This is a genomic window from Klebsiella sp. 141203 (assembly GCF_032601985.1).
Lineage (GTDB): Bacteria > Pseudomonadota > Gammaproteobacteria > Enterobacterales > Enterobacteriaceae > Klebsiella > Klebsiella aerogenes.
The window spans coordinates 155,430-172,425 of record NZ_JAQIRL010000005.1 but is presented as its reverse complement, the minus strand read 5'-3'; the positions used below and the strand labels follow the sequence as shown (position 1 = coordinate 172,425).

Below are 16,996 nucleotides of genomic sequence, written 5' to 3'. Positions count from 1 at the left end.
CTTACCCCTCCAGCGCCGGATCGACTTCCAGCACTTCAATATCAAAATGAACGGTGCGCCCGGCCAGCGGATGGTTGAAGTCTACGGTGATGGAATCGCCGTTCACTTCGCGGATCACGCCGGGCATTTCGCTGCCATCCATTGCGGTAAAGAGCATAATTGCGCCAATTTCCGGCTCGCCGGCGTCGATAAACTCGCGGCGAGAGAAATACTGGATCAGGTCCGGCGTCGGTACCCCGAACGCGGCATCAGGTTCCAGCGAGAACGTGGTTTTATCGCCGGCTTTCAGCCCCAGCAGATGCTGCTCCAGCCCTTCGGAAAGCGAGGCATCGCCAAGACGAAACAGCGCCGGTTTACCGTTACCGCGCGTGGATTCGGCGGTGGAGCCGTCATCCAGTTTCAGCGTGAAGTGCACCAGCACCGCGCTGTTGCTCTGTACAGAGTTAGACATGCAGGTTTGCTCTTTTACATTACCGCCGCTTGTTTGCCCGGTGGCGCTGCGCTTACCGGGCCTACAAAGGCCGATGTATACTGTAGGCCGGATAAGACGCTTTAGCGTCTTATCCGGCAATTTTTTATGATGCTTTTTTATCGCTGGATGGCAAGAAGCCTTCCAGCACGATCAGCGCCGCGCCGATGCAGATAGCGCTATCGGCTAGGTTGAAGGTGGCGAAATGCCAGTCGCCGACGTAGAAGTCGATCATATCGACGACAAAGCCGTGCCACAGACGATCGAACAGGTTACCCAGCGCGCCGCCAATAATCAGCGCGTAGGCAATATTGTTCAGCTTTTGCGTCGCCTTCGAACGGTACATCAGCACCGCCAGCACCACGCAGATGCCGACGGCAATCCCGGCGAAGAACCAGCGCTGCCAGCCGCCGCTGTCGGCGAGGAAGCTAAAGGCCGCGCCGTAGTTGCGCGCATAATGCAGATTAAGCGACGGGAACAGCGAAACCGTCTCCCCCAGAGCGAAGTTCTGGAGGATCAGGAATTTGCTGCCCAGATCGATAATCAGCACGGCTACGACGACCCACAGCCAGCGTAGCCCCGTTGAACAGATCGATTTACTCATCAGGCGAATTTACGTTGCTCGCCGTCACCGGCGACGTTACTGACACAGCGACCGCAGATTTCCGCGTGTTCCGCTACCTTGCCGACATCGCTGGTGTAATGCCAGCAGCGTGGGCACTTCTCGCCCTCGGCTTTGCTCAGGACTACTTTCAGCCCTTTCAGCAGATCGCTCTGCCAGGCATCAGCCGGCGCCTGTGCATAATCGGCAACGTTAGCGCCGGAGGTCAACAGGACAAATCGTAATTCTTCGCCCAGCGCGTTGAGCTTGGCCGCCAGGTCAGCATCGGCATACAGCGTAACCGCCGCTTCCAGAGAACCGCCGACTTTCTTATCCGCACGCGCCTGCTCAATCACCTTGTTGACTTCGCCGCGCACTTTCAGCAGTTCATCCCAGAAACCGTCGTTCATCGCTTCGTCGTCGGCCAGGCCGAACAGGCCTTCATACCACTCGCCGGTGAAGACGTATTTTTCACGCTCGCCCGGCAGATAGCCCCAGATTTCGTCCGCGGTGAAGGACATGATCGGCGCCATCCAGCGCACCAGCGCTTCCACGATATGGAACAGCGCGGTCTGGCAGCTGCGACGCGCCACGCTGTCCGCTTTCGCGGTGTACTGGCGGTCTTTGATGATGTCGAGATAGAACGAGCCCATTTCGATGGAGCAGAAGCGCATCAGGCGCTGCACCACTTCGTGGAAGTCGTAGGATTCGTAGGCTTTGAGAATATCTTCCTGAGCCGCCTGCGCGCAGCCGACCGCCCAGCGGTCCAGAACGACCATCTCTTCCGGTTTAACCATATCTTTTGCCGGATCGAAACCGTTAAGGTTCGCCAGCAGGAAGCGCGCGGTATTACGGATACGACGATAGCTGTCCGCGGCGCGTTTGAGGATCTCATCGGAGACCGCCATTTCGCCGGTATAGTCGGTGGAAGCCACCCACAGGCGCAGAATATCGGCGCCCAGTTTGTTCATCACGTCCTGCGGGCTAACGGTGTTACCGATAGACTTGGACATTTTGCGGCCCTGGCCGTCGACGGTGAAGCCGTGGGTCAGTACCTGACGATATGGCGCTTTGCCTTTCATCGCCGTGGAGATCATCAGTGAAGACATGAACCAGCCGCGATGCTGATCGGAGCCTTCCAGATACATATCCGCGGCGTGACCGGCGAATTCCGGACGCACATCAACCACAGAAGAGTGGGTAGACCCGGAGTCAAACCACACGTCGAGGGTATCCGGCACTTTTTCGTAGCTGTCAGCGTCATCGCCAAGGATGTCGCGGGAATCGAGATCCCACCACGCCTGGATGCCGTCGACTTCAACGCGTTTCGCCACTTCTTCCATCAGTTCGAGGGTACGCGGGTGCAGCTCGTGGGTTTCTTTATGCACGAACAGCGACATCGGCACGCCCCAGGTACGCTGACGGGAGATACACCAGTCAGGACGGTTGGCCACCATCGATTCGATACGCGCCTGGCCCCAGTCCGGGATCCACTGCACGCCTTTGATCTCTTTCAGAGACTGGGCACGCAGGCCTTTCTGATCCATGCTGACGAACCACTGCGGAGTAGCGCGGAAGATGATCGGCGATTTGTGGCGCCAGCAGCACGGATAGCTGTGCTGCATTTTTTCCACGTGCAGCAGCGCGCCGCTATCGCGCAGCATCTCAACGATGATGTCGTTGGCTTTGAAGACGTTAATACCGTCCAGAGACGGATAAGTACCTGGCAGGTAAGAGCCGTCCGGGCCAACCGGGTTGGCGATTTCCAGACCGTATTTCTGGCTGATCGTGTAGTCGTCCGGACCGTGGCCGCCGGCGGTATGCACCGCACCGGTACCCGCGTCCAGCGTCACGTGGTCGCCAAGGATAGCCGGCACGTCAAAATCGAGGAACGGATGCTTAAAGCGCATCAGTTCAAGCTCGGAACCCTGCACCGCCGCCAGGATGGTGTAATCCGCCACGCCAATGCGCTGCATCACGCTTTCCACCAGGTCTTTCGCCAGGATCAGCGCCTGGCCGTCAACCTGCACCAGCGCATAGTCGAACTCAGGCGACAGAGAGATGGCGCGGTTAGCCGGCAGGGTCCACGGCGTCGTGGTCCAGATAACCAGCGAAACCGGGCCAGTGACGTCGGCTACGCCGAATTTGGCCAGTACCGCGGCTTTATCTACCGCGTGGAACGCCACATCGATAGACGGAGACGTTTTGTCATAATACTCAACTTCCGCTTCCGCCAGCGCGGAACGGCAGTCCACGCACCAGTGCACCGGCTTAGCGCCTTTATGCAGGTGACCGTTGCCGATGATTTTACCCAGCGCGCGGATGATATTGGCTTCAGTTTTGAAGTCCATGGTCAGGTACGGACGTGACCAGTCGCCCAGTACGCCCAGGCGGATAAAGTCTTTACGCTGGCCGTCGATCTGCTCGGCGGCATATTCACGGCACTTGGCGCGGAATTCTGCAGCGGTGAATTTCTCACCCGGCTTACCGTATTGTTGCTCGACTTTCAGTTCGATCGGCAAACCGTGGCAGTCCCAACCCGGAACGTACGGCGAGTCAAAGCCCGTCAGTCCTTTGGACTTAACGATAATGTCTTTCAGAATCTTGTTAACCGAGTGACCAATATGAATGCTGCCATTCGCATAAGGAGGGCCATCATGCAGAATGAAGGTTTTTTTGCCTTTTTTCGCCGCACGGATGATGCCGTACAGGTCATCATCGGTCCAACGCGCCAGCATTCCCGGTTCGCGTTTGGCGAGATCGCCACGCATCGGGAACCCTGTTTCCGGCAAATTCAGGGTGGATTTATAGTCACTCATCAGATTCTCGGTTCCGTTATTTCGGTTTGATAAATACCAGTAGGATTATCCCTGCCTGGTGAGCCCAAAGAACTCGCGGGCCGTTAACTCATCTCGTGCGATTTGCGCTTTTAGCTCATCCAGCGACGCAAAACGCTGCTCGTTACGTATTTTTTTACGCAGTATTACATCTATATGGCGACCGTAGAGGTCCATTACAACGTCCAGGAGGTGAACTTCCAGCTGCTGTCGCACGCCGGAGACCGTTGGACGCGTGCCAATGTTGGCGACGCCGGGTAATGGCTTATCGCCGAGCCCTGCCACTTCTACCGCAAAGACCCCTTTAACCGGGGAAACCTGACGACGCAGCGGTAAGTTCGCCGTCGGGAAACCTATGGTGCGCCCCAGCTCATCGCCGTGCACGACGCGGCCAGAAATGGTAAACGGATGCCCCAGCAGGTTTTCCGCCTGCGCGAGGTCATCGTCCGCCAGCGCCTGACGCACCGCGGTGCTGCTGATACGTACGCCGCCTTCGCAGAAGGTTTGGGTGCTGGTGACGTCAAAACCGTACTCCGCCCCGGCCTTCTGTAATAACAAGAAATCCCCCTGACGACCAGCGCCAAAGCGGAAATCATCACCCACGGCAAGGAACTGTACGCCCAGCTGGCGCACCAGCAGCTCGCTAATAAAATCTTGCGCCGTCAGCGCTGCGAAACGCCGGTCAAAACGAACACACAGCACGTAGTCGACGCCGCTTTCCGCCAGATAGCCCAGTTTTTCACGCAGACGCGTGATCCGCGCCGGCGCTTTATCGGCGGCAAACAGCTCCAGCGGCTGCGGCTCAAAAATCATCACCACAACCGGCAGACCGAGCCGGCGGCCCTCTGCGCGCAGGCGCTGCAGCAGCGCCTGATGCCCGCGATGCACGCCGTCGAAATTTCCAATGGTCAGCACGCACCCGTGCGGGGCCTGACTGAGATTATGTATGCCGCGTATCAGCTTCATGTCTGGCTCAAAACAGTGAAAATCGTCCGAGTATACCTTGTACAACAGGCGACGTTAACCAGCGATTGCACCTCGATTACGAAAGATCCTGCTAATTCATTCACTCAGCGTAAGAATGCAGGAAAAACTATACGCGGCCGTCGATTTTTATGGTGGAAAGACTGTATTCGACTACAACAAGCTGGTAGAATCTTGCGCCATCACTACGTAATGAAGCCTCGTTATCTTAAACGGCGCTTATTTGCACAAATCCATTGACAAAAGAAGGCTAAACGGGCATATTCCTCGGCCTTTGAATTGTCCATATAGAACACATTTGGGAGTTGGACCTTGGCTAATATCAAATCAGCTAAGAAGCGCGCCGTTCAGTCTGAAAAGGCTCGCAAGCACAACGCAAGCCGTCGCTCTATGATGCGTACTTTCATCAAGAAAGTATACGCAGCTATCGAAGCTGGCGACAAAGCTGCTGCACTGAAAGCATTTAACGAAATGCAACCAATCGTGGACCGTCAGGCTGCTAAAGGTCTGATCCACAAAAACAAAGCTGCGCGTCATAAAGCAAACCTGACTGCACAGATCAACAAACTGGCTTAATCGCCCGCTTGCTGAACTTTGTTAAAGAAACCCGCGAAAGCGGGTTTTTTTATGTCTGTTGTTTGCCGATACTTAACTTTGCGGTTGCGCAAACAGCGATGAATAATCGCGATTGCAGATACGCTGTACCGCTGGATGCTGAATCATTCGCTCGGCAAAAATAGCGTGATACTCCTCCATGACGTTCTCCATGCGGCCAATTTCGACAATCGACTCATCGGCATAGAAATCGTGAGCATAGAGGGTTGGCGCCACAAAAATGGCATTATGCGCCGCGCCGAAGGCTTTCATAAGCGCCGCATCGTCGAACTCGCCGAGAATTTCCACCTGCAGCCCCTGCGAATTAAACCAGTTCAGCAGCTTGCGCCCGAGCATTGAACGGCGACCGGGAATGAGCAGGCGACGCTCCTCAAGACAGGCGGGAAACGCTTTTTCCGGCGGCGGATTCATACACCAGAAGCTCACCCCGCACTCGCCGATTTTCACCGAAAACAGCCCCTCTTGCTGGGTCGAGTCAATCGGGCAATCCGAGATAATCATATCCAGCTTATGCTGGCTCAGTTGCTCCAGCAGCATCTCGTGGGTGGATTCAAAGCAGCGCAGGTGAATTTGCTCATCTTCCACTACCGCCGCATCCAGAACGCCGCTCACTAATCGCTTGGAAAGCGCGTCGGCGACGCCGACATCAAATAGCAGGTTCGACTCTTTGCGGTAGTTGACGATATCGAGCATCTCCTGGCTCAGGGTGAACATGCGATCCGCGTAGCGAAACACCAACTCTCCCAGCTCGCTGGGTTCCAGGCCGCGTCCTTTGCGTTTAAAGAGCTTCCCCTGTAAGCGCTCTTCCAGCGCTTTTATCTGCCCGGTGATCGTCTGCGGCGTCAAATAGAGCGCCTCGGCGGCGCCGACGACCGAGCCCTCACGGTAGACGTGCCAGAAATAGTACAGATGGTTGTAATTGATGTGTGACATACATCCCTCCCTGATATGTCCGGAAGGGCCCACAGGCCCTCCCGATGAAGTTACACGCTGTGAGTAAGATCCGTTACGCGCTTACGCAGAATCATGTAGCCGATGACGGCAGACAGGATAGACCCTATCAGAATGCCCAGCTTAGCCCAGTTGATCAATCCGGGATCCACGCTGCTAAAAGCGAGCGTGGCGATGAAAATCGACATGGTGAAGCCGATTCCGCACAGTACGCCGACCGCCATAATCTGCGGGAAGCGGGTTCCCGGCGGCAACGAGGCCCACTTAAACTTCAGCGCCAGCCAGCAGAACAGGCTAATTCCGAGCGGCTTACCGATAAACAGTCCGGCAATGATCCCAAGCGGCAGCAGCGAGGTCAGCCCCGCGAAGGTAACGCCCTGCAGCGAAACCCCGGCATTGGCAAAAGCAAACAGCGGTAGGATAAGAAACGCGACCCACGGATGCAGCACATGCTCAAGCTGTTTCGCCGGCGATTTGCCATTCTGCTCCTTCAAAGGAATCATAAAACCGACGATAACCCCCGCCAGGGTCGCATGTACGCCGGATTTCAGTACCGCCGTCCATAGCACCGCGCCAACCAGGATATAGATACCGGTGCGCCGTACGCCGCTGAGATTGAGCGCCGCCAGTACCACAATCGCGCCAGCGGCGACCGCCAGCGATAGCACCGACAGATCGTTGGTATAAAAGAGCGCGATAATCACGATCGCCCCGAGGTCATCAATGATAGCCAGCGCCATCAGGAAAATTTTCAGCGCTGTTGGTACACGGTTGCCTAATAGCGCCAAAACGCCAAGCGCAAAGGCGATATCAGTCGCCGCCGGGATCGCCCACCCTTCCCGCGCAACGGGATCCTGGGCATTGAAAGCTAAATAGATAAGCGCCGGCACCACCATGCCGCCAATCGCGGCGACCACCGGGAACACCGCCTGACGGCGGCTGGCAAGCGCCCCCTGGATCATCTCACGCTTCACTTCCAGGCCAATTAACAGGAAAAACACCGCCATTAGCGCATCGTTGATCCACAACAGCATGTTTTTGTTAATTTCCAGCGCGCCAACGCGCAGCTGTACCGGCGTCTCCAAAAAGGCATGATACAGACCGCTGGTGACGCCGCTATTGGCCATAATCATCGCCAGCGCGGCGGCGCAGATTAAGATAATGCCCCCGGAAGCATCGCTACTGAAAAATCGTTGCAGATGTTTCACTTTTACTCTCACCTTGTTGGTCAATAACTCGATAAAAGTATGATACAGCCGACAATACATCGAAAAAATCAGATTTAAATTGCCATTACACTCATTTTTTCCGAGCTATCTTATCCGCTCATTAATCATAGACCACCCGTAGCAGGGTGAGCTGCTTGTCAGCATCGAGATAGCTTTTCTCTACCGTTGCGTATGCCGAGGCCAGCGATGTCGTGATATTTTCCACGATCACATGGCGTTCGATACGATCGGCGCGCTGGCACAAAATCTCGCTACTTTCCGTTTCGTTCCAGCAGCTTTCAGTAACAACATTGCCAAAAAAATGGATATTACCGGCAGAGTGCGCCTGAACGCCGCCGATGGCGAACAGTGGAACGGCCGCCAACACTAACCATCTGTGCCTGGACTGCATACGCGAAACCCTCGTTCGGAGGAAGCAGGTAACCGGGGTCCGCGCCCCGGTCGCTGAGACTTAACCTTTAGCTTTCTGAATCGCCATCTGCAACGCATCCTGCGACGTACTGCCCGGCACGACCGAGATACGCCCGGCATCCGGGGCGGCAGCCTGTGGCATCACCACAAAAGCCGGAGTACCGGAAAAATTCATATGTTGAGCCAACGCCTGATTACTTAGCAGCGCGTCATGCACTGCCCCGCTCTGCTGGGCGGTTTTTACCGCCGTCATTTGCGGCTGGGTGAGATAATGCGACGCCAGCGCGTAAACCTCCTTCTCGGTTAGCTGCCCCTCCACTTTGCCGGTGGCGTACAGGGCATTATGCCAAGCCAAATACTTCGCGCCGCCATCGTTCAACCACACCTGTTCGCCGATCCTCGCCGCCAAACCTGACACCGGCCAGCGGGATGAAAAAATAGGAAACTCTTTAAAGATAAAACGCGTATCAGGATTCGATTTCACCAGCTCTTCCACCACGGGCGACATCTTGCTGCACCAGGAACACTGGTAGTCAAAAAACATCACCACCGCCGCTTTAGCATCCGCCGGGCCAACAGAGGGAGAGCTATCGCTCAGCAACTCAGAGCGGTACTGCAGCGCCAGCTGCGCATAAGCCTGCTTCTGGGCCACCTGCTGACGCTGATGTAGCGTTTCGCTGGCGGCGATAAGGAATTCCGGATGATCCGCCAGATACGTCGCCACCGCTTCGCCGACTTTATCCGGATGGCTGGCGATATAGGCTTCCGCGGCCGGTCCAATATCGCTGGCAACGGGTTGTGTATCCACGGCCAACGCGGAAAAAGAGATGACGCCGCCAACCGCCATACACACCGCCGATTTACAGGAAAGTTTGCGCATTATTGAGTTCTCATTATTAAGTTCAGGGGATGCCCGCAGGGGCAGAGTAAAATCGTCATCGCCGTTGCGCCGTTACCGTGACCGGCGGCATTACGCCCCCGGCATCGTTGAGGCTTTGCCAGCGCACGGCGCAGCTTTTCGCCTGTCGACACCACGATGTACGGCGGGTAGAAAACGGCGCGACCACCCCCGCGGCGTCTATAGGCTTACCGTTGACGCGGGTGGAAAAGAGGGTGATGTAGTAGGGTCCAGCATTGCGTACCGTCAGCCCATCCGCCGTTAAGTTCCAGGCCAGTTGGCGATAAGCCTGCTGCGGATCGCCGGTTAGCCCTGCAGGCCGATAAATCAGCTTTAACGCCGAGCGAAAAGCCATCTGCACGCTATTGGCGCCGGTTTTCCCCGAAGGAATAGCGGCAATACTCAGGGTGAACAAACTTTCACGATCCTGCGCCAGCGCCTCGCCGCTCCACGCGACGCGCAGCGTGTTCTCCTGGCCCGCGCGTAATAAGAAGAGCGGCGGCGTGACCACGAATGGTGTTTTACGGGTCGATAAATCATCGGCGCCTGGCCAGCGTCCACCGCTCAGCACGTGGCTGTCCACCAGCCAGTCACTCTCCGAGGTGTTGCGCAGCGGAACGCTCAGCGTCGTCCGCTCAGCGTGATAAATAAAACGCGTGCCGCCAATCACCACGCCCGCATGGCCTATCCCAAAGGGCATCAGCCAGAGCCAAAACCAGCAGAAAAGTCGTCTATTCATAACTCAGCACAAAAGTCGCGGAAGCATCGGCTACACCCGGCGCCACCGGAGCGCCATCAGCCACATAGCGGGCATAAAACTGTAAACGTTCGGACGCGGCGCCCGCGGTTAGCGCGAGCACATCGCTTTGCGCCCCCGGCGCTACCTGTTGTTTGTTCTTGTCGTATAGCGCAATCCCGATACCGGAGGCCGCGTTCGCCCCGCTATCCAAAGCGAAAAGATCGCCGCTTTGCGAGTCGCTGGTACCGCTAAAGCTCACCGTCACGCCGCTGGCGGTGCTGCCGCAATTTTGTAGGGTGATCGAAAATGGCTGCCACTCCGCGCCGGCCCCCGCTTGATAAAACTGGCGGTTGCTGACGGTTCCCATATCGACCTGAATATTCTCGGAATCCGGCGATAGCGTGCAGGTGTTGTCGGTAATCGTGCCCGTCACATAGACCCTACCGTCATGGGCCAGCGCGCCGTTCACCGCCAGAAGGAGTCCACAGCAGAAAAACAGTGGTTTGATCATTGCCGCGCGCCTATTCATATTGCAGATCGAAATACATCACCGCCGTCGCATTTCCGGAGGTCACGGTTGGCCGGGTAGATTTGTAGCGAATATAAAACGATAAGGTGTTGCGGCCCGTTTTCAGCGGATAGACCACCGAACTGGTGTTATTGATGCTGACGGCATCCTGATCCTCATCAAGGATCTCCACGCCAACGCCGCCTGCCAGCATTTTTTCGCTACCCATCCCGGTGTCGCTCAGCGCCAGCAGCGCCGGATTGTCGCTGTCGGCAGTGCCGGTAAACCAGATTTTGCTGCCGGTAATGCCGCGCGAGCAGTTCTTCAGGTTGATGTTGAACGGTTTAAACTTCGTCGTCGTACCGGTGGAGGGAAAATCTGCCACCGAGAACTGACCTAAATCGATACTCTGGCTAAGGCTGGAAATTTCGACATCGCAGGTTTGCGCGACAATCGTGCCGGTAAATTCCAGGTTGTAACCGCTATCGTCGGCGTAGCAGCCGTTACCGCACAGCAGGATAAGTAAGATGAAGTACTGAAACAGGCGCATTAATCGAAATCCACCCGTAAGTTAGCCAGCGCGGTAAAAGCGCCTTCCGCCGGCGTCTGGCCGGTGGTGCTGACCGGATACGCTTGCAGGGAAAGGGTCGCCTGTCCGTTTTCATCGGTAGTAAAAGGCTCGACGCTGCTGGCGTCATTGGGCGTTAATATCTTGCCGTCGCTGCTTTCGACCACCACGCCAACATCAGGATTATCGGTGGCGATGGCCTGGCTTAAGTGACTATCGGCGGTGGCGATCAGCCGCAGGCTCAGGTTAACCTGTGAATCCCCCCCACTGCACTTCACCGGCACGGTGAATCTTTTATTGCGGACACCGGTTGGTTTTTCTCCGGCGCGATTGAAACCGCCGCTGTACAGCGAGCCAAAATCAACGAGGATAGTTTGCCCGGCATTAATCTCGCAGCTTTGCGGCACGGTCACGCTGCCGCTGTAGACAATGCTGTATACCACGGTACTCAGCGGATCGTTCCCGGTGGTGGTGACATAGACGTTAAACATGGTCTTCGGCTCGATATTTACCGTGCCAATAAATGGCTTCACAACCTTAAGTTGAAAAACCAGATTTGAATCATGTACCGGAAACGGTGAGCCATTGTTGACGTTGGCGTCATAGCCCATATAGACATAATCCATTGGAGGATAAAACACCCCGGCCGCCGAGTCTTCGATGCGCATCGCCCCTTCAAGATAGGTGCCATCCAGCTGCATATATTTCCAGTCGCCGTTGGTTTCCACTATCGATGAAGAAGCGACATACGAACGATACGTCCGCCCGGAATCCGAAGAACCGGCGGGACAAATCGCCTGTACGTTTACATCCTGGTTTTTGCTGAGCTGCGTGGTCGAACCGGCCTGATTTTGCGCCGCCATCAGCGTCGTCGTCAGGTCATAATCGACCGTCGCAGGCGAGCCATTGGTATTCTGGCAAACGGCCGCCAGACCACCGCGTGCCAGCAACAGCCCCATTAACAGAAAAAGAAAAGAGACAAGCTTCATTTAGCGACATTCCAGATGCTGACGCGCCAGCGGTTGGCTCACGTCAGGGAGATGATAATGGGTGAGGCATTGTTGGCCTGGCCGTGGCCCCCACTGCGCTTTCAGCGTGCCCTGCGGGCTAAGACCGGAGAGATATACTTCGCCGTCGTCGCCAACGATGCCTTCTTCAGCCGCGCCAGCAATAGAGACCGTGGCGCCGAACGGTAGCGGTTTTCCGTCATGGTTTAGCGTCAACAGCGCGCGCTCGCCGACCCGTGCGGTAAAGTTCGCCAGCACCATTGCTCCTTGGGTGGGAACCACATTGATCACCGCATCATCAATATCGACATCTTCTTTTAGCGAATTGACGTCCAACGCCATGCGGTTCTGGCGGTAAGTAGTGGCGTACGGCACCACCGCGTAGCCGCGGCCATCGGTGTGGATCCCCGGCTGATCTTCAATATTGACGTCGCCAGCCCCCGGCACGGCGATAAGGACATTGGTATCGCCCAACGGCTGGCTGAGGGTGAGACCATGGGCATGCGCGACCATGCCGCCGCTGAGGCCATAGTTCAGTTGCCGATAATCGCCATGGTTGCTGTTGTTGTAGCCGACATTCAGGTTGCCCTTTGCCCCGTCGTATTCGAGGCTGGCGGAGCCGCTCGCACCAACCCCCTGATTCTGATAGCCCTGCTGCACGCTGTAGCTCAGGTTGTTTTGATCCAACAACGTGCCGCTGATACCGCTATTCTGCGTCACGCCGCCGTGCCCGTCGCTACTGGTGGAGAACGTCGCATAAACGTTATGACGCCGTTGGGTAATGTCGTCGCCGTGGGTAAGCCACTGGCTGAGCGGTAGTGAGATATTGAGCGCCAGCGTCCGATCGCGTTCCTCCTCGCCGGGGGCGCGGCTGCTGCTATATGACAGGCTCCACGAGACCCCGGCCAGCGTGTCGCTGTAGCCAATTTGCAGTAATTTATTGGTTTCATCGGTGTGCCAATAGCTCTGTTGGCTACCGGTGACGTACAGTGAGCCAAAATGACCGAACTGCTGAGAGAGGTTGATCTGTACCTTGCCGCGTTTGGTGTAATACAGATTGTAGTCATCGCCGACATCGCGATCGCTGTCATCCTCCTGCTGGCCGCTATTGCCGGACATCTGCTTCCACGCGGTATCATCGAGCGTATAAAAACCAGAGGTCGAGTAGCGATAGCCCAACAGTTGAAAATGGGTGCCCAGGTCGTTTAACGATTTAGCATATAAAAAGCGCAGCGATTGCCCCTGGTGTTCACTGTCATCCGCCAGCGTACTGTAGGCTTGCGTAAGATCGACGGAAATTGCCCCCCAGTCACCGAAGTTAGCTCCAGTTCCCAGCGCCAGCGCGCGGTAATCGGAGGAAAACTGCGTTCCGCCGTACAGCGTAAAGCCGTGCGGCAACCCCCACATCAGGGTCGCCTGGCCGAAACTCATCTCCCGCTTCTGGCTGCTATCGCCGCGATAGCTCGCCGCGGTGGCGGCATATTTCACCCGCCCCTCGCGTTGCAGAACCGGTACGGCGGCATAGGGCACGCTATAGCTGGAGACGCTGCCGTCGGACTCCTTGATCTCAACGTTGAGATCGCCGCTGGAGGAGGTCGGATAGAGGTCGTCAATGGTGAAGGCGCCAGGCGATACATAGCGCTGGTCGATGGTGTAGCCATTCTGGCGAATCGTCACCTGGGCATTGCTTTTGGCGATGCCGTGGATAGTCGGCGCGAAGCCTTTCATGCTGTCCGGTAGCATATTGTCATCAGACGCCAGCTGGAGCCCACGAAACGGCAGGCTATCGAAAACGCCAGAAGGGGTATAACTATCGCCCGCCGTCAATTCGCCTTTTAGCGCCGCCACATCACGCTCCACATAGGTACTGATGTGCTGCCAGTCGCTTTTATGTTGCTGATTATCGCTGTTGTAGTTCCATGTCGAGTAATCACGCAAACGCCAGGCGCCGAGATTTAATCCGCTATTGAGGCCGAGGAAGTCGTTGTCGCTATCAGTACCGCCAGCGCTACGGTCCCGGCTATTCGCGCCGGTAAACGTATAGTTGAGCAACAATGCATTAATACCTTCATCCCAGTTTTGTGGCGGAATATAGCCTCGAGCCTGGTTGTTCAGCGCCGCCTGCGGAATGCTGATATTTAGCCGCTGCTGACTAAAGTCAAAAGCGGTAGAGGCTGCCGGGATAGCCGCCGTAAGATCGACGCAGTCGCCGGCACCGGCCTTCGCCAACGGTGGAAAGGCGCTGAGATTCACGTTCATGCCGTTGAGCATTTCAGGCGTTACGCAGGCGCGCAGACCTGAGCCATCGGCGGCCTGGTTGTTGGCGCGAAAAGCGATATCGCGCGTCGTCAATAATGCGCCATTAAGGTAGACATCGACCCGATAAACCCCCGGCGCCTGACCGTTACCCTCAAAATGCGAAAGGTCAGCGATTTTCGACGGATCGTCAGATAAAAAGGCAGGGTTAAAATAGTTTTCGGCCCAGCCGCGCGGCAGCATAAACGCATTTGCCGAGATTAGAGCCAGGCTGATAAGCGCAGGCAGTCTACCCACCGTCAACTGGCGAGCGGCGACATCGAGTTTCAACACAATCTTACTGGCTCAGACAGGTTTGCTGCGGCGTAGTGGCGCCGAAATCGTTAATCGACTGGAAAGTCACCTGTCCTGCCCCGCCGTGCAAGGTTATCTCGCTTTTCGGCGGCACCATCGCATTGGCCAATTTCTGCCCGCCAACATGAATATCAACCAGCGAAACATAATACGGTGAAGGATTGGCGATGCTCAGACGCTCGCCGGCACGCTGACAGCGTAACATCGCCGGCGCGTCTACCGAGGCAATGGGCAAATGTTTAGGGCGAATAAACAGTTTAATAACGCTTTGCGTGGCGATTTGCAGCGAATTCGCCGCCAACTTGCTTTTATTAACCGAGGGAATGGCTTTGCTGTTGAGATAAAACACGCTTTCGCGATCTTCCGGCAACGAAGGGCCAACGTACATAATACGCAGCAGGTTTTCTTTTCCCGGCTGAATGACGAACAGCGGCGGCGTCACGACAAAATCGGCGCTTCTGCCGCCATCGGCGTTCGACACCCACGACTGAATTAAAAATACATTATTGCTGGATGAGTTAATTACCGGCAGAGAGACCTGCTTATCACCCTGCGGATAAATAACCCGGGTCGAACCCAGCGCGATACCGCCAGCATGAGCCAACTGAGTCATTCCCAGCGCCGCCAGCAGCAATAACGAAAATAAAATCGGGGTAATTCGCGTACTCATTCTTTTGATAACCAGGGAGGAGATGAAATGCATCCCTCCGCTGCCAGCAACGGAGGAGATGCGGATACCAATCAGGAATAGACCATGCTGAAGGTCGCGGTCGCCGCAACGTTACCTGCAGTGGCCGCGCCGGTAGCGACATAATCCACGCTCAGCGGTACGGTGTTTTCGCCATCAATCAGGGTGATGGTGCCGGAGGTATCGCCGATATTCAGAACCTGTCCATCCGGGCCGTATAACTGCAGCGCAACGTTAGTCGCCGCACCCGCGCCAGCGGTATTCGCCAGCGAACCCGCGAGCGTACTGTCCTGCTGACCATTAAAAATAACCGCCGCGTTCTGGCTGACCGTGGTGTCGCAGTCCTCCAGTTTGATTGAGAAATCTTCTTTCTGATTGGCAACCATTCCAGATGCCGTCAGTTTGCTGGTGCGAACCTGGCTCAGGATTACGGTCTGATCGATAGAGTCAGCAGAAACGGAGCATGCAGCATTCACAACCTGCCCCGTAAAATTCACCGTACCGCCGGAAACCGTCGAAGTATCCGCATTAGCTGCGCAGGTCATACCGCCCGCCGCCATGGCGGTTATTGCCATCGCTAAAAGATGTTTTTTCATAAATAACCTTTTAAATACACAAGTCGAAAATAGAATTAATAACGAATTTTAGTACCGAGCCCTCTTCACAGAGATCTCTTATTGGTACCGGGCGCAAAAAACGTTAAAAGTTGTAGCGTACAGAAATACTATATTCAATGAATAGCAAGCCCTGCACTGATTTATAAGCGCTAATGGGAAGTAAATTTCTGCCGTTATTTAATTATTATAAATTGGCCAGGGAGTTGCAATCTACAATGGCTGTTTTTATAGGACTCATCTTAACTACATGTTTTTGCAGCAAATAATTTATTTACTTTGTTATTTAAAGCGGCAATTAGTAAGCCAACGGTAGTTTCTTAACCCCTAACAAACGCCCACCATCTATATTGATATAACCGCCCTTCCTCAATTCAGAAAGTAACTTCATGGTGCGGCTTCGTGATATTCCGGTTCGTCGTTGAATAAAATTCAGGACATTAATGCTCTGGCGATATTCGTCGCTGTAGGCGGCAATTTCGATTAATAACGCACGAACCTTGAGATAAGAGTCAACGCCAACCAGTTCCCGATCGCGAACGTTCATCACCATCAGACGATAGGCGAGAAAACGAGCCACATCGTGCCAAAGATTGCATTCGTCCGTCACCTTAATAAAATCCGCTAGCGAAACCGCGCGACCACAGCATTCTGTTTCCGCAATCAAAAAATGTTCCGGGCGAGTGGGAACATCGTAAGTCAGACCGTAGCTATCAATCAGTCCTGCGATTGACGGGGCAAAAACCGACAACACATTCAGCCCTCTGTCGCTGCGGCAAATTGAGAAGATACCGGACTCCAGCAACACAATGCGGCTACTTTGTTTCGTATACAGCGAAAACTCTTCACCCGGTTGCACGACGAAAGGCTTGCCGAAGGGCAAGAGTGCAGAAAATAAAGCATCAATCGCCGCATGAGGTTTAGCCTGCTGGGAGAAAATATATGAGTGCAAGGCATTCTCATTATCATTTTCGAAACCATTTAATTTCATTATATCTTCATTAAAAATCCATAATCATATGAGAAATAAAGATATACGCACATTAGTTAGCCTGCAATTAATAATAAATAAATACTAAATATAGAATAAATGTATAATGAAAGCACAAATAATCAATCATTAATCAAATAAGATAATCCTCAAACAAATAACCAACAAAGATCTCAAAATATTATTAAGCATTTTTAACATTACACACTATAACAAATGAAATTATTTCTTATGATATAACAAGAAAGAGAAAAGGCGGCGATCCAGAATAGTACC

General features: G+C 54.8%; 17 protein-coding genes. 1 reads left to right on the top strand and 16 read right to left on the bottom strand.

Features of this window, described 5'->3' with window-relative positions; translation table 11 throughout:
* Nucleotide 1 precedes the first annotated feature (1 nt).
* The 4 genes from fkpB to ribF form a co-directional block, all read right to left on the bottom strand.
* The gene (gene fkpB / locus PGR29_RS19835; protein ID WP_047043962.1) at nucleotides 2–451 is read right to left on the bottom strand and encodes an FKBP-type peptidyl-prolyl cis-trans isomerase; all 450 of its coding nucleotides are present in this window, start codon (nucleotides 449–451) and stop codon (nucleotides 2–4) included.
* A 124-nt stretch (nucleotides 452–575) separates the two neighbouring features.
* Nucleotides 576–1,073 carry a signal peptidase II gene (lspA, locus tag PGR29_RS19830; RefSeq protein WP_087858178.1) on the bottom strand — a complete coding sequence of 166 codons (498 nt, stop codon included), beginning with the start codon at nucleotides 1,071–1,073 and terminating at the stop codon, nucleotides 576–578.
* Nucleotides 1,073–3,889, bottom strand: coding sequence for an isoleucine--tRNA ligase (ileS, locus tag PGR29_RS19825; protein ID WP_087858179.1), 2,817 nt, complete (start codon nucleotides 3,887–3,889; stop codon nucleotides 1,073–1,075). Before ileS ends, lspA begins: the two co-directional genes overlap by 1 nt.
* Nucleotides 3,890–3,934: 45 nt before the next feature.
* Nucleotides 3,935–4,873: a bifunctional riboflavin kinase/FAD synthetase gene (gene ribF, locus PGR29_RS19820; protein WP_087858180.1), complete on the bottom strand. Its 939-nt coding sequence runs from the start codon at nucleotides 4,871–4,873 to the stop codon at nucleotides 3,935–3,937.
* Between the two features lie 330 nt (nucleotides 4,874–5,203).
* Between ribF and rpsT the strand changes: the two genes are divergently transcribed.
* A complete protein-coding gene (gene rpsT, locus PGR29_RS19815; protein ID WP_001518655.1) occupies nucleotides 5,204–5,467 on the top strand; it encodes a 30S ribosomal protein S20 in 264 nt (87 codons plus the stop codon).
* Between the two features lie 72 nt (nucleotides 5,468–5,539).
* On the opposite strand, the gene nhaR is transcribed toward rpsT, so the two are convergent.
* From nhaR to PGR29_RS19755, 12 genes are all read right to left on the bottom strand, one after another.
* Nucleotides 5,540–6,439 carry a transcriptional activator NhaR gene (nhaR, locus tag PGR29_RS19810; protein ID WP_045395806.1) on the bottom strand — a complete coding sequence of 300 codons (900 nt, stop codon included), beginning with the start codon at nucleotides 6,437–6,439 and terminating at the stop codon, nucleotides 5,540–5,542.
* Nucleotides 6,440–6,489: 50 nt separating this feature from the next.
* Entirely contained in the window at nucleotides 6,490–7,665 is a 1,176-nt protein-coding gene (nhaA, locus tag PGR29_RS19805) for a Na+/H+ antiporter NhaA (RefSeq protein WP_087858182.1), read from the bottom strand.
* Nucleotides 7,666–7,786: 121 nt separating this feature from the next.
* Nucleotides 7,787–8,077: a hypothetical protein gene (locus PGR29_RS19800; protein WP_316425170.1), complete on the bottom strand. Its 291-nt coding sequence runs from the start codon at nucleotides 8,075–8,077 to the stop codon at nucleotides 7,787–7,789.
* Between the two features lie 60 nt (nucleotides 8,078–8,137).
* Nucleotides 8,138–8,977, bottom strand: a complete 840-nt coding sequence (locus PGR29_RS19795; protein WP_213317887.1) for a DsbA family protein — start codon at nucleotides 8,975–8,977, stop codon at nucleotides 8,138–8,140.
* A gap of 55 nt (nucleotides 8,978–9,032) precedes the next feature.
* A complete protein-coding gene (locus PGR29_RS19790; protein WP_316425169.1) occupies nucleotides 9,033–9,734 on the bottom strand; it encodes a pili/flagellar-assembly chaperone in 702 nt (233 codons plus the stop codon).
* The gene (locus PGR29_RS19785; protein WP_113374579.1) at nucleotides 9,727–10,245 is read right to left on the bottom strand and encodes a fimbrial protein BcfF; all 519 of its coding nucleotides are present in this window, start codon (nucleotides 10,243–10,245) and stop codon (nucleotides 9,727–9,729) included. Before PGR29_RS19785 ends, PGR29_RS19790 begins: the two co-directional genes overlap by 8 nt.
* 10 nt (nucleotides 10,246–10,255) lie before the next feature.
* Nucleotides 10,256–10,792 carry a fimbrial protein BcfE gene (locus tag PGR29_RS19780; protein WP_113374567.1) on the bottom strand — a complete coding sequence of 179 codons (537 nt, stop codon included), beginning with the start codon at nucleotides 10,790–10,792 and terminating at the stop codon, nucleotides 10,256–10,258.
* Entirely contained in the window at nucleotides 10,792–11,799 is a 1,008-nt protein-coding gene (locus PGR29_RS19775; protein ID WP_316425168.1) for a fimbrial protein BcfD, read from the bottom strand. The genes PGR29_RS19780 and PGR29_RS19775 overlap by 1 nt, the downstream gene beginning before the upstream one ends.
* Nucleotides 11,800–14,403, bottom strand: coding sequence for a fimbrial biogenesis usher protein (locus PGR29_RS19770; RefSeq protein ID WP_410477039.1), 2,604 nt, complete (start codon nucleotides 14,401–14,403; stop codon nucleotides 11,800–11,802). It abuts the gene before it with no gap.
* Nucleotides 14,404–14,410: 7 nt separating this feature from the next.
* Nucleotides 14,411–15,097: a fimbria/pilus periplasmic chaperone gene (locus PGR29_RS19765; protein ID WP_183269095.1), complete on the bottom strand. Its 687-nt coding sequence runs from the start codon at nucleotides 15,095–15,097 to the stop codon at nucleotides 14,411–14,413.
* A 71-nt stretch (nucleotides 15,098–15,168) separates the two neighbouring features.
* Complete coding sequence (locus tag PGR29_RS19760; RefSeq protein WP_087858189.1) at nucleotides 15,169–15,711, bottom strand: fimbrial protein BcfA; 543 nt, start codon at nucleotides 15,709–15,711, stop codon at nucleotides 15,169–15,171.
* Between the two features lie 316 nt (nucleotides 15,712–16,027).
* On the bottom strand, nucleotides 16,028–16,720 hold the full coding sequence (locus PGR29_RS19755; protein ID WP_087858190.1) for a winged helix-turn-helix transcriptional regulator: 693 nt from the start codon (nucleotides 16,718–16,720) through the stop codon (nucleotides 16,028–16,030).
* Nucleotides 16,721–16,996 lie beyond the last annotated feature (276 nt).